We start from the raw sequence: 13,819 nt of genomic DNA, 5'->3' as shown, positions 1-13,819 counted from the left end.
GCAAAGGTAGAAAAAAGAAATGGAAATCAACGAAAAAAAGCATAAGAAGGAACAACAAGAGCTGATAATCAGGAAGTATCAGCAGTATCTCAAACTCGAAAAGTCCTTATCTCTTAATACTCTGGATGCCTATCTGACGGATCTGGACAAACTGATGAGCTTTCTGACATTGGAAGGGATTTACGTATTGGACGTATGCCTGTCCGATCTTCAACGTTTTGCGGCCGGATTACATGACATCGGCATTCATCCCCGTTCACAAGCCCGCATCTTATCAGGAATCAAATCATTTTTCCGTTTCCTCATCCTCGAAAACTATCTGGAAGCAGATCCCAGTGAACTATTAGAAGGCCCTAAAATAGGTTTCAAACTTCCCGAAGTACTGACTGTGGAGGAAATTGACCGGATTATCTCCGCCGTCGACCGCAGCAAAGCTGAAGGACAGCGAAACAGAGCTATTTTAGAAACACTATACAGCTGCGGACTTCGGGTATCAGAACTTATCACCCTTAAACTATCCGACCTCTATTTTGATGAAGGCTTTATCAAAGTAGAAGGAAAAGGAAGCAAACAACGACTCGTACCGATCTCCCCCCGGGCTATTAATGAAATAAAGCTTTACATCACAGACCGTAACCAGATTGAAGTGAAAAAAGGGCATGAGGATTTCGTTTTCGTCAGTCAGCGGAGAGGCAAAGGTCTTTCCCGGATTATGATCTTTCATATGATAAAAGAATTAGCACAAAAAGCGGGCATTACCAAAAACATCAGTCCACACACTTTCCGGCACTCCTTTGCCACTCATTTACTGGAAGGTGGGGCCAATTTGAGAGCCATTCAATGTATGCTCGGACATGAATCCATTGCGACAACGGAAATCTATACCCACATCGACCGCAATATGCTTCGTAGTGAGATTATCGAGCATCACCCACGAAATATCAAGTATAGGAAAGAAAAAGAGGAGTTATTTCATTAAATTATGATAAAATCGCCCCCTTATCTATATAATTATATTAAGAATTAATATCTTTGCGTTACTTTTTCTGTGTGAGCAGAAGGAGGTTGGCAAATAGACGATATTTCAATTACAAACATTTAATTTATACCTAAAATGACTAAGAAGTTGTACTTGCCTTTACTCATGGCAATGGTTGTTGCATTATTCTCTTCTTGCAGCAAAAAAATGGGTGAATTGTCAGCTGATTACTTCACTGTTACTCCGCAAGTGCTGGAGGCAGTAGGTGGTAAAGTTCCTGCGACCATCAATGGTAAATTTCCTGAAAAGTATTTCAACAAAAAAGCGGTTGTAGAAGTTACTCCGGTTTTGAAATGGAATGGCGGCGAAGCTAAAGGCCAACCAGCTACTTTCCAAGGTGAAAAAGTGGAAGGTAACGACCAGACTATCTCTTACAAGATGGGCGGTAGCTACACGATGAAAACTTCTTTTGACTATGTTCCTGAAATGGCTAAGTCAGAATTGTATCTGGAATTCAAAGCTACTATCGGAAAGAAAGTGGTGACTATTCCTGCTGTGAAAATAGCTGATGGTGTAATCTCTACTTCTGAATTAGTAAACAATACATTAGGTAACGCTAACCCTGCATTGGGCGAAGACGCTTTCCAACGTATCATCAAAGAAAAACACGATGCCAACATCATGTTCTTGATCCAACAAGCTAACATTCGTTCCAGCGAATTGAAGACTGCTAAAGAATTCAACAAAGAAGTAGCTAACGTTAACGAAGCTGCTAACAAGAAGATCAGCAACATCGAAGTTTCTGCATACGCTTCTCCTGATGGTGGTGTAAGCTTGAATACTACTCTTGCTGAAAACCGTGAAGGCAACACAACTAAGATGTTGAGCAAAGACCTGAAGAAAGCAAAAATCGATGCTCCAATCGATGCTAAATATACTGCACAGGACTGGGAAGGTTTCCAAGAACTGGTTTCTAAATCTAACATCCAAGACAAAGAGTTGATTCTCCGCGTTATTGCAATGTACCAAGATCCTGCTCAAAGAGAAAGCGAAATCAAGAACATCTCTGCTGTATACAAAGAATTGGCTAACACTATTCTTCCTCAATTGCGTCGTTCTCGTTTGACTTTGAACTATGAAATCATCGGTAAGTCTGACGAAGAAATCGCTAAGTTGGCTTCTTCTAATCCTTCTGAACTGAACGTAGAAGAATTGCTGTATGCTGCTACACTGACTAGCGATCCTGCTAAGCAAGAAGTTATCTACACTCAAGCTACCAAACAGTTCCCGAACGATTACCGTGGTTATAACAACTTAGGTAAATTAGCTTACCAAGCCGGTAACATTGACAAAGCAGAATCTTACTTCAAGAAAGCTGCCAGCGTTAATGCTACTCCTGAAGTTAACATGAACTTAGGTTTGATCTCTTTGATGAAGGGTGACAAAGCTGCTGCAGAAGCATACTTCGGTAAAGCTGCCGGCACAAAAGAACTTGGCGAATCTATGGGTAACCTGTACATCGCTCAAGGTCAATATGAAAGAGCAGTAAACTCATTCGGTGACTCTAAGACTAACAGTGCTGCTTTGGCTCAAATCCTTGCTAAGGACTATAACAAAGCTAAAAACACGTTGGCTAACGTAGAAAGACCTGATGCTTACACTGACTACCTGATGGCAGTTTTAGGTGCTAGAACTAATAATTCTTCTATGGTAACAAGCAGCTTGAAGAGCGCAGTTGCTAAAGATTCTTCATTAGCTAAGAAAGCAGCTACTGACTTGGAATTTGCTAAATTCTTCACAAATGCAGATTTCATGAACATCATTAAATAAGAGAATTGCACTCTATTTTAAATATTAAGAATTGCCTGTCATTATAAATGACGGGCAATTCTTTTTTTTTATCTGTAAAAACCGTACTTTCGCAGAAAAGAAATCAAAGCAATGAAAAAGAGTAGCATTTTAATCCTCATAATCATTTGTCTATGCAGTTGTGGTAAATCTTCAAAGAAGGTTAGCATAACCGGGGAAATCAAAGGTCTGGGCACAGATACGCTTTATCTGTATGGAATGGACGAATCATTCGACCGGATAGATACCATTTTCGCGAAGAACGATAAATTCTCTTATACAGCTTCAATAGACACCATTACTTCTGCCTTTTTACTTATTGACAATCAGACAGAATATCCAATCTTCCTTGACAAAGGAAATCAAATCAAAATAAAAGGAGATGTCAATCACCCGGAATATCTGGATATCAATGGTAATATATATAATGAAGAGTTTACAAACTTTCAGAAAGAACTAAATAGCCTGCCTACCCCATCCGAGAAAGATTTAGAGCAAAAAGCAGAAGAATTCATCATGAAGCATCATTCTTCTTTTGTCAGCCTCTACTTGTTGGATAAATACTTTGTTCAGAAAGATTCGCCCGATTTCAACAAAATAAAGAAGCTAATTGAAATCATGACAGGAATATTGCAAGACAAGCTGTATATTGAACAGCTCAACGAAGCCATCTCTCTGTCAGAGAAAACAGAGACAGGCAAATATGCCCCCTTTTTCAGTCTATCTAATATAAAAGGAGAGAAAATTACCCGGTCATCAGAAGATTTCAAGAAAAAGAACCTGTTAATCAACTTTTGGGCTTCATGGGGAGATAGCATTTCCAATCACCAAAGCAATACCGAGTTAAAAGAGATCTATCAGAAATATAAGAAGAACAAACATATAGCCATGCTCGGTATCTCCCTTGATATAGATAAACAAGAATGGCAAGATGCTATAAAACGTGATACGCTCAATTGGGAGCAAGTCTGTGATTTTGGCGGACTAAATTCCGAAGTAGCCAAACAATACGCCATCAAGCAAGTTCCCAGCAACATTCTTCTGTCGGCAGACGGTAAGATTCTCGCGAAAAACCTCAAAGGAGAACAATTAAAGAAGAAAATTGAGGAAGTAGTCACTGCTGCTGAAGAAAAGGAAAAACAAGACAATAAGAAGAAAAAATAATCAATAATCAAACGTGTTAATTAAAGTATTCGGAGCGGCTGTTCAAGGGATTGATGCAACACTCATCACAATCGAAGTCAACAGCTCGCGCGGCTGTATGTTCTATCTCGTCGGCCTTCCGGATTCTGCGGTCAAAGAAAGCCATCAACGTATTATCTCCGCATTGCTGGTGAATGGTTATAAAATGCCCACTAGCAATATAGTGGTCAACATGGCACCAGCGGACATCCGTAAAGAGGGTTCAGCTTATGACTTGCCTCTTGCCATCGGATTGTTAGGAGCTAACGAAACAATCTCTTCCGAGAAGTTTTCCCGCTATTTGTTAATGGGCGAACTAAGTCTGGACGGAAGTATACAACCTATCAAAGGTGCGCTTCCCATTGCTATCAAAGCGCGCGAAGATGGTTTCGAAGGACTAATCATCCCCCAACAAAACGCACGGGAAGCGGCCGTTGTCAATCAATTAAAAGTATACGGAGTCAGTAATATCAAGGAGGTCGTCGAGTTCTTCAATAATGAACGCGAATTAGAGCCGACTGTTGTTAATACACGGGAAGAATTCTATCAACAACAGACGAACTGTGACTTGGACTTTGCAGACGTTAAAGGGCAAGAGAATGTAAAAAGGGCACTAGAAGTTGCAGCAGCCGGAGGACATAATTTAATAATGGTAGGTGCTCCGGGTAGCGGTAAATCGATGATGGCCAAACGCCTTCCTTCCATTCTTCCTCCTCTTTCACTGGGGGAAAGTCTGGAAACCACCAAGATACATTCAGTTACCGGACAATTGAAACGCGGGTCCTCATTGATTTCCCAACGCCCATTCCGCGACCCTCACCACACAATTTCCCAGGTGGCGATGGTTGGCGGAGGTAGTTTTCCACAACCCGGAGAAATCAGTCTGGCACATAATGGGGTACTTTTCTTAGACGAATTGCCGGAATTCAACCGAGGAGTGCTGGAAGTGTTGCGTCAACCATTGGAAGACCGCCAGATCAGTATTTCCCGCATCAAAAGTACTATCAGCTATCCGGCCAATCTGATGCTGATTGCATCCATGAACCCATGCCCCTGTGGATATTACAACCATCCGACAAAAGCATGCGTATGCAGCCCCGGACAGGTTCAAAAGTACTTGAATAAGATATCCGGTCCATTATTAGATCGCATCGACATTCAGATAGAGATTGTACCTGTACCCTTTGATAAGATTTCCGATCAAAGACAGGGAGAATCGAGCAATATCATCAGGCAACGAGTGATAAAAGCCCGTCAAATGCAAGAAAAACGATACACCGAATATACCGGAATTTATTGCAATGCACAAATGAACAGCAAACTGCTTGCAATGTATGCTCAACCGGATGCCAAAGGGCTCGCATTACTGAAAAATGCTATGGAACGGCTCAATCTGTCTGCCCGAGCCTATGACCGGATTTTAAAAGTTGCCCGTACAATCGCCGATTTGGAAGGAGCAGAACAAATACTCCCCAATCATTTGGCAGAGGCTATCAGTTATCGGAATCTCGACAGAGAGAACTGGGCAGGATAATAACAATGAATACAAACAGAAGAGAATTATTTCATCATCAGCACTATCTTTTTTCATATATTTGTTTTACATTTGTAACAAATAAATAAATTCTAATATGAGAAAATCGATAATAGCTATTTTAATGACATTTTGTTTGAGTATAATGACTTATGCTCAAACTCCCCGTGACAGAGCCACAGAATTAAAAGAACAAGCACAAAGTAGCCTCAATCAAAAAGATTACATCAAAGCACGTTACTTATTCAAAAAGGCATACGAAGCATTTGCAACCCGCGAAAACTATCCACAGGCAATAGAATGTGGTGTTCAGGCCAACGCTTTATACGTCAGAGAGAACTTTTACAAAGAAGGATTCGAACTTTGTCGTGACATGGACCAACTTATATGGGCCGGAGAGCAAAATCAAAAGAAAGTCTTTTATGACCTCCGCTTCCTCGTGAACAAGGAGCGGTTGCAGATGTACACGGCACTTAAAAATCCAGCTCAGGCAAAAACACAGCTGAATAAACTGGAGGAAACTGCTAACCTTGCCAAGAATGACTCACTGACAGAGGTTTTACTGTACACAAAAGCCAACTATTACTATACATTTAACCAAAACACACAAGGTGATGCCTGTTTCCGCAAACTAATTAATCAATACAAGGAAAAGAAAGACTACGCCAAAGTGAGTGATTGCTACAAAAAACTTATCGGAATTGCCCGTAAAGCCAATAACGCCCCTTTAATGGAACGCACCTATGAAAGTTACATCGTTTGGACAGACTCCGTGAAAGCGCTGACAGCTCAAGACGAACTGAATGTACTGAAAAGGAAATATGACGAAAGCCAACTGACTATACAAGAAAAAGACGACACGCTATCAGCCAAACAATACATCATTATAGGCCTGTGTGTTCTTGTAGTCATCCTCGTAGCCGGACTGGCAATACTGGCCGCCATATTACTGAAATTTATCGCCGGCAACCGCAAATTAAAGAAAAGTGTGAAGATTGCCAATGAACATAATGAATTAAAAACCAAATTCATACAGAACATATCTTCACAGATGGAGCCGACTTTGAATACGTTAGCTACTTCTGCGAATGAACTTTTACAGAAAGCCCCTCAAGAAGCGAGCCAAATGCAGAGCCAGGTCGCTGCTCTAAAGAAATTCAGCGATGATATCCAGGAGCTGTCTTCATTAGAGAATTCATTAACCGAACTCTATGAATTGGGTGAAATCAACGTAGGTACTTTCTGCGAAAATGTAATGGACAAGGTTAAGGAGCATATAAAAATAGATGTTACTCCTTCAGTTAATGCTCCCAAACTTCAGGTAAAGACAAACAAAGAGCAACTGGAACGTATCCTTCTCTATTTACTGAAAAATGCAGCCTTCTACACCGAACAAGGACGTATCAGCCTTGAGTTCAAGAAACGTGGTGCACACACTCATCAGTTTATCGTGACGGATACGGGAATCGGTATTCCGGCAGAGCAACAGGAAAATATCTTCAAGCCTTTCACGGAAGTGAAAGACCTCACTACAGGAGATGGGCTAGGATTACCAATCTGCTCACTTATCGCCGCAAAAATGAATGGTAGCCTGACGCTAGATACCAGTTATACCAAAGGAACCCGTTTCATACTGGAACTTCACGTCTAAATTTTGCATAAAACGAATAACTTGTATCATTAGATTACTTTCTAATTTGTTTATTATAGTTACCTTTAGCAAAGAGTATTCCAAACGCAAACTTGAAAACATACAAAAATATGAACAATTTCCCATATAAACGGATATCACGTTTTAAATAAATCTTTGAGTAGTTTATTAAGAACAGTATTTGAGTTTATTAAAAACTTTGCAATCGGATTTCCGAGTTCTCAACTCTATCTATTACAACAAAAAGGCTACAAATTTCATGAAATTTGTAGCCTTTTTGCCTATAGTCGATACACCATTTCTGATACTAATCAGGAAATAAAAAGCATTTGTCAAGAACCTATTGTTTTTTTGCTGAAAAAATAAAGAGAAAACTAACTTATATATAATAAGATAGCCTTCTCTCTATTTATAAACTGACTTTCCGCTTTATTCTACAGAATATCATCTCACGATATTTTGTATCAATAAATATCAGACAATAAGATCTTACTCTTGCGGCATATTTCCCATTTTTACCACTGAATAGCTTGGTCTGTATCAGGAATCAAGCTATTAACTTTTCGTTCCATCAACATACTACCTTCAGCACGACAAGGTACAACGATATCTTTATCTTCATACGTTGTCACATCATCATACGTATATGACATATAAATCGTCGTGAAATGATGTTCCAAATAAGGAGTTACTTCATCTAAAGACATGCTAGTCGTATAAGTAGGCGCATCTCCTATAAGTCGGAAGTTCATGGCATTAGTCGGATCGGCAGGTTCAGCTGTCAGTGTCCCATTTTCGTTAAAAGTCAACACAATCTTATATTTATCTCTATCCTTCAATTCTTCACTAATGACTCCGGCATAGAAGAAGCATTGATTCTCACTCACTACATGCAAGGTACGTGTACTTGAAACCATAGCACTCGTATTATCCATCATATATACAAACATATTGGTGGCTCCATAAGATCCTGAATAATCATTAAACGGCATCACACGGAGAAGTGCTTTACGATAATTCTTGCGTGGATTCGGATCATACAAGTCACTATCCAAAATCGTCAATGGAAGTACCCATTTATCAACAAGATCCAGTCCGTTAAATTTGAATTTAATATCAAACAAACCTTGACATTCCCCAGCCGGAATATGACAAGTAGGAGAGGCAAACTCATAGTGTTTCTTATCCAGTAATTGAAAATACAAGTCTTCACGTTGTTTCCAGCGAGCTTCATTCAAACCAATCAATGTATCCGGATCCACATCAATAGCAACATCCAGATCTCTTTCATTCATAGTAGAGCCACCTACAATCACCGGTAGCCGATAAGTCACTTCACCGTTCGCTTGATAACGCAAATATACATCAGTCACTCCCTTACTATTGACAGGGGCTTTCAATCCGACATTTTGCACATACACTTCTTCCACCCATTCATTGTTACATGCACCAGTCAGAACAAGCGTTAATAACAATATAAAATATACGATATAATTTTTCATATTTTTCCATTTAATAAGGTTAATCATAATATGTCCATCCCGGGTTCTGAGTCAGACGCAAGTTTCTTCTCAACTGATCATGGGAAATCGGCCAGAAATACATTTTACGGCTAAAAGTAGTCGGCAAGTTCGAATTGATCACTTGAGTATGAAATAAGTCTCTTTCTGTTTTACTCATATATGCATTGCAACCATACATCTGCTGCGACTCCTCATATTCGGCATCCTTCCAACGGCGCAGATCAAAGTAACGACTGTTTTCTGCAAATAACTCTATCTGGCGCTCATGCTTCAAATGCTTGCGGAACTCATCAGCATTCTCATAAACATCTGATCCAAAATCGGGAACTCCTCCACGAATACGAACTCTGGAAATAGCATAACTCATTTCATTCTTATCACGTGAAATATCATAAGACTGAGTTCCATCCCATGAAGGAATCTGATAAGTACTCGCACCTAATTCATTTAATGCCTCTGCATACCATAACAACACGTCAGCATAACGAATACCAATCACAGGCTTTGAGATAACCCCTCCCTCTGTCTTAAAGTTGTCACGAGAACTAACAAATTTCCTGATCCCAATACCAGTAGCCAACCAACGATCACCTGAATTACTCCAGCCACTCTCTTCACCACGATAATACCATATGATTAGATTCCGGTCATACGACTGTACAGCATTAGTACCATTCCATAAGCAACCATTGTATGCTACCGTAGCATAAAAACGTGGTTCACGATGTCCATATTGTTTATTCACACCTTCCACCAATGGTGCCCAATCACCACTAGCTGCTTCCTCGGCACTCACATAATTTTCATCACCCGTCCAGTCTTTCGTCTTATCAAAAGGTTTTCCGGTATTCATCTGATAGGCATCGCATTGCTTACCTGTCATAGCATGACAATTATAACCTCCGAATGCTATTGGCATCTGATGTTGAATCATCGTATTGATATCTCCGTTGTTCTGTCCGGTTGTAAAAATCATCTCTTTGTTTTCCGAAGGAAAAATCACTCCATTAAAAAGTGTCTCGTAAGACTGTAACGGGTCAATATTCCGCCATCCTGCAGGAAAATCCGCATGAGAATATACCGCATGCGTAGGAGGAGCAATCGTTGCCGGATTATCAATTGTACCAGTAGAGTGAGCTGAGACCGTATGTAGCTCATACACACCCTTACGACCAAGTTCTACCACATCACGAGCAGCTGCTGCCGCCTTTGCCCACTTTTCTTCATTGTATTCTTGAGCCATCAGATAGCGTCCTTCATCATCCACCAAATCCGTGAAACGTTCAGTATCAGTTGGACGCGGATTATTGAGAGGGCTGGCAGCATAAAGCAATGCTTTTGCGCGAGTTGCCAAAGCTGCTCCACGAGTAGGACGTGCCATATTACGTGTATCACGTTTCAATGGTAGGTCTTTCGCTGCAAGCTTCATTTCCTCTGCAATATAGTTGACACAATCGTCATACGTGCTACGTGGGATATAAAGATCCTCATAAGCAGCATTATAGTCCATCACACCATCATTAGGTATAATTGGTATAGGACCGTACTTTTGCAACAACTTCCAATAGAAATAAGCGCGTACAAAACGGGCCTGTGCTTTATAATCAACAATTTCATCCGGAGTCATTTCTTTATTTCGGTCAATATTCTGAATAAAAATCGAGGCATGACGAATACCATCATAAGCTTGTGCCCAAGAGTCTTGTTTCCAATTCTCATCATATTCACAATATTTGAATACACGATATTCAAGATTACGGTCGCTATAACACATATCGTCGGAAAAGTTAGTGATACAGTTATCTTTCGAACCAATATCGATGTTACTCCATGTCAGCCAAGCGTACGCAGTCGCCAACCATTGTTCCGACCATTCTTTATTTTCAAATATATTTTCCAAACTCTGGGTATTTTCTCCCAATTTCCCCTCCACGCTCAAATAATCAGAACAAGAGGAAACCATCATTCCCATACTGATAATGGTGGAAAACAATATATGTTTCTTTTTCATATTTCGTATTATATATTAACAGTTAAACCTAAAGTGAGTATTTTAGACAATGGATACTGCTGCCCGTTAGAGCTCCCCATTTCAGGATCCCATAATTTGAACTTAGAGAATGTTAACAGATTTGTCCCGATAAAGAAGATGCGTACATTATTCATCAAGATGGCACGGCTGATGTTCTTTGGAAGTGTATAACCCACCTCTACCGTTTTCAGACGTAAATATGAACCATCACGCAACCAATATGTCGATTCACGGTTATTGTTACTGTTATTCTGCCAAGTCAAACGAGGATATTTGGCATCAGGATTCTCATTCGTGCCAAGACTCCAGTAGTTTCCTACTACATCCGTAAGAATGTTACCCCAATCACCACCACTAAACGGCCTGACTCCGAACCCATCAATAAAGAAAGAGGATTTACCAGCACCCTGGAAATGCAGATTCACATCAAACCCTTTCCATGTAGCAGACATACCAAAACCATAAATCAAATTCGGACGGGTTGTAGAACCAATAGGCACCCTATCACTATCATTAATCACGCCATCACTGTTCACATCTTTATACTTAATATCACCAGGCATTACTGTTCCCCATTCTGTTTGCTGAGGGCTGTTACGTATATCATCATAATCCTTAAATAAGCCAAGAGCTATCAAACCTTTCGCCTGATTGACGCGATACCCAGTATCACGTATATAAGGATATGCACTATTTGCCTCGTCAGCAGCTAGAATCTTATTATTACTATAAGTGAAATTACCGCGTACAGTCAGACTGACATTGCCGATATCCTGTTTGAAAGCAACATTTCCATCAAAACCGGTAGAACGTACCTTACCTACATTCGCACTAGGGGTAAGATAACTCAGACCTAAAGTTCCTGGTAAACTTTGACGCTGCATAAAGATTCCATCACGTGTTTCATGAAAGTAATCTACAGTACCAGTAAACCTGTCATCCCATAGAGAGAAGTCAACACCTATATCATGCTTAGTAGCAATCTCCCATGTCACACCAGAAGAAGATATCTGCTTATAAATCTGTCCATTATCCACATTAGGAGTATTGTAATCTCCCCAATTATAAGGATTTCTACTTTCAAAAAGCTCCAGATAAGGGAAACGAGTTCCAATATTGTCACTACCTACCTTACCATAAGAATAACGAAGCTTAAACATATTCATCCATTTCAGATTCTTCTTAATAATAGGTTCTTCCGCAATATTCCATGCTACTGAATATGCAGGAAAGAAACCAAATTGGTTACCTGGGGCAAAATTTTCTGAACCATTGTAACCAAAGTTGAAATCAACCATATAGCGATATTTCCATCCATAGGTAACACGGCCAGCAAGTCCCATGTGCCTATTAGGTAGCCAATCATAGCCGGCTGTACTTTGTGTGTTGACATATTCATCCTGAGTATATTTCAACGTACCGCCCACCGAATGATCGCCGAATCTACGATCATATTGCAGAATAGCCTCCAAAAACTGCCTGCGGTTACCTGAAGCAGAAGACTCATGAAACATCAACTGTTTCTCTGCCACTTTTTTGAAAACGATTTCACCGTTAGAATCTCGCTGACGTTCGGCTTGCCATTGTTCAGGCCACTGCTTATGATTACGATAGTTATTGTTATAAGTATCAAATCCAAAACGTCCGGTAAACTTCAAACCTTTCGTTATAAAATCCAATTTCTGGTCCAAAGTTGCATTCGTTTGAATTACGTTCTGCCACTCCTCATAATAACCAGTTTGTGTAGCAATTACCCATGGATTAGTACGCTCACTTGTTCCAGCGGCCGGAATTCTTCCGTTCGAAAAAATCACTGGCATATTAATAGGTGTCTGTCCCATTACAGACTTCCACAATGCATCAGAACCAAGTCCCGGATCATTTTGAGTAGAAAGCCAGCCTGAAACACCCACCGTCACCATGGTGGTCTTTGTAACATCAAAATCTACATTCATACGATAGTTCCAACGCTGATAATTGGCATTTGTATTATAATCTTTCAACTTGCCGTCTGTCTTATACATCCCCCCCTCGCTAACATAGCTTGCTGACACAAAGTAGCGTGCCACAGAACCACCGCCACTTATATCAAGATTAGCACGATAAGTCATTGCACCGTCTCTTAACAATACATCCATCCAGTCCACATTCGGATACAAATCTGGATCCAGTCCTGTCTGAATCAGTCTCAACTCATCTTGGGAATACATTGGCTGTTGAGAACGAGTTGTACGTGATTCGTTCAGCATGGTAGCGTAAGTATAACCATCTACAAAGTCAGGAGTCATGGTACGTGTATTATAAGAAGTTTCCACTTTCGCATTGATATTAATTTTACCAGCCTTACCTCTCTTAGTAGTAATCAACACTACGCCATTCGCACCACGACTACCATAAATTGCTGTAGCCGAAGCATCCTTCAATACGGAGAACGACTCAATATCTTCCACATTGACTTCATTCAGGCTACGTTCAAATCCATCTACCAAAACCAATGCTCCGGAGCCTGCCCCAAAAGTAGAAATACCACGAATCCAGAATTCCGACATATTGGCTCCCGGTCTACCGGAAGTCTGCCTCGCTAACACACCAGGAACATTTCCTGCCAATGCATTTACCAGACTTGAAGTAGGAGATGACTTCAGCACATCCACATCTACCGTAGAGACTGCACCTGTCATTGTTATCTTCTTTTGAGCACCTGTACCAGTGATAACCACTTCATCGATCACACTCGCAGAAGATTCGCGCAATGTGACATCAACCTTACTCATATTATCCTTTATCAGGACTTCTTGTGTTTCAAATCCTATATAAGAAAAGATCAGCGTACTGTAAGGAGCTATTTTGATCTTATACTCACCATCAATATTAGTGATAACTCCCAAACCTGCAACATTCTTTACCGAAATATTGACTCCAGCCAAAGGTATCTTTTCGGCATCTCTGACCATACCGGTTACCTCTATCGTTTGACTCTGGGCATACATATCAATGACGCAACCTGTTGTCAGCAATAATATCATAAATAAAAATTTCTTCATAAAATAAGAATTGTGTATTAATCATC

8 protein-coding genes are annotated in these 13,819 nt (G+C 40.3%); 5 read left to right on the top strand and 3 right to left on the bottom strand.

Annotated features, from left to right (window positions below; all coding sequences use genetic code 11):
- The first annotated feature begins 19 nt into the window (after positions 1 to 19).
- The 5 genes from xerD to BSAG_RS09200 all read left to right on the top strand — a co-directional run bounded on the left by xerD (position 20) and on the right by BSAG_RS09200 (position 7,194).
- A complete protein-coding gene (gene xerD / locus BSAG_RS09180) occupies positions 20 to 979 on the top strand; it encodes a site-specific tyrosine recombinase XerD (RefSeq protein WP_004317151.1) in 960 nt (319 codons plus the stop codon).
- 135 nt (positions 980 to 1,114) lie between these two features.
- Positions 1,115 to 2,809 (top strand): tetratricopeptide repeat protein, encoded by a 1,695-nt coding sequence (locus BSAG_RS09185; protein ID WP_004323056.1) that lies wholly within the window; start codon positions 1,115 to 1,117, stop codon positions 2,807 to 2,809.
- 111 nt (positions 2,810 to 2,920) lie between these two features.
- A complete protein-coding gene (locus BSAG_RS09190; RefSeq protein WP_004317149.1) occupies positions 2,921 to 3,991 on the top strand; it encodes a TlpA disulfide reductase family protein in 1,071 nt (356 codons plus the stop codon).
- A 13-nt stretch (positions 3,992 to 4,004) separates the two neighbouring features.
- The gene (locus BSAG_RS09195) at positions 4,005 to 5,543 is read left to right on the top strand and encodes a YifB family Mg chelatase-like AAA ATPase (protein WP_008770556.1); all 1,539 of its coding nucleotides are present in this window, start codon (positions 4,005 to 4,007) and stop codon (positions 5,541 to 5,543) included.
- 124 nt (positions 5,544 to 5,667) lie between these two features.
- The gene (locus BSAG_RS09200) at positions 5,668 to 7,194 is read left to right on the top strand and encodes a sensor histidine kinase (protein WP_008016141.1); all 1,527 of its coding nucleotides are present in this window, start codon (positions 5,668 to 5,670) and stop codon (positions 7,192 to 7,194) included.
- 515 nt (positions 7,195 to 7,709) lie between these two features.
- Here BSAG_RS09200 and BSAG_RS09205 read toward each other — a convergent pair.
- From BSAG_RS09205 to BSAG_RS09215, 3 genes are read right to left on the bottom strand one after another with little or no spacing between them, the layout of a single operon-like run.
- The gene (locus tag BSAG_RS09205) at positions 7,710 to 8,696 is read right to left on the bottom strand and encodes a DUF4973 domain-containing protein (protein WP_004317133.1); all 987 of its coding nucleotides are present in this window, start codon (positions 8,694 to 8,696) and stop codon (positions 7,710 to 7,712) included.
- Between the two features lie 19 nt (positions 8,697 to 8,715).
- Entirely contained in the window at positions 8,716 to 10,728 is a 2,013-nt protein-coding gene (locus BSAG_RS09210; protein WP_004317131.1) for a RagB/SusD family nutrient uptake outer membrane protein, read from the bottom strand.
- Between the two features lie 8 nt (positions 10,729 to 10,736).
- Positions 10,737 to 13,793 carry a SusC/RagA family TonB-linked outer membrane protein gene (locus tag BSAG_RS09215; protein WP_008770554.1) on the bottom strand — a complete coding sequence of 1,019 codons (3,057 nt, stop codon included), beginning with the start codon at positions 13,791 to 13,793 and terminating at the stop codon, positions 10,737 to 10,739.
- Positions 13,794 to 13,819: the final 26 nt, after the last annotated feature.

This window comes from Bacteroides sp. D1, from assembly GCF_000157095.2.
GTDB lineage: Bacteria > Bacteroidota > Bacteroidia > Bacteroidales > Bacteroidaceae > Bacteroides > Bacteroides xylanisolvens.
The sequence above is the reverse complement of the archived record's forward strand: the minus strand, read 5'-3'. Positions and strand labels throughout refer to the sequence as shown.

Excerpts from the sequence above, each read along its gene's own strand:
- xerD (WP_004317151.1), top strand. The coding sequence starts at position 20 with ATGGAAATCAACGAAAAAAAGCATAAGAAGGAACAACAAGAGCTGATA.
- BSAG_RS09185 (WP_004323056.1), top strand. The coding sequence starts at position 1,115 with ATGACTAAGAAGTTGTACTTGCCTTTACTCATGGCAATGGTTGTTGCA.
- BSAG_RS09190 (WP_004317149.1), top strand. The coding sequence starts at position 2,921 with ATGAAAAAGAGTAGCATTTTAATCCTCATAATCATTTGTCTATGCAGT.
- BSAG_RS09200 (WP_008016141.1), top strand. The coding sequence starts at position 5,668 with ATGACATTTTGTTTGAGTATAATGACTTATGCTCAAACTCCCCGTGAC.
- BSAG_RS09205 (WP_004317133.1), bottom strand. The coding sequence starts at position 8,696 with ATGAAAAATTATATCGTATATTTTATATTGTTATTAACGCTTGTTCTG.
- BSAG_RS09210 (WP_004317131.1), bottom strand. The coding sequence starts at position 10,728 with ATGAAAAAGAAACATATATTGTTTTCCACCATTATCAGTATGGGAATG.
- BSAG_RS09215 (WP_008770554.1), bottom strand. The coding sequence starts at position 13,793 with ATGAAGAAATTTTTATTTATGATATTATTGCTGACAACAGGTTGCGTC.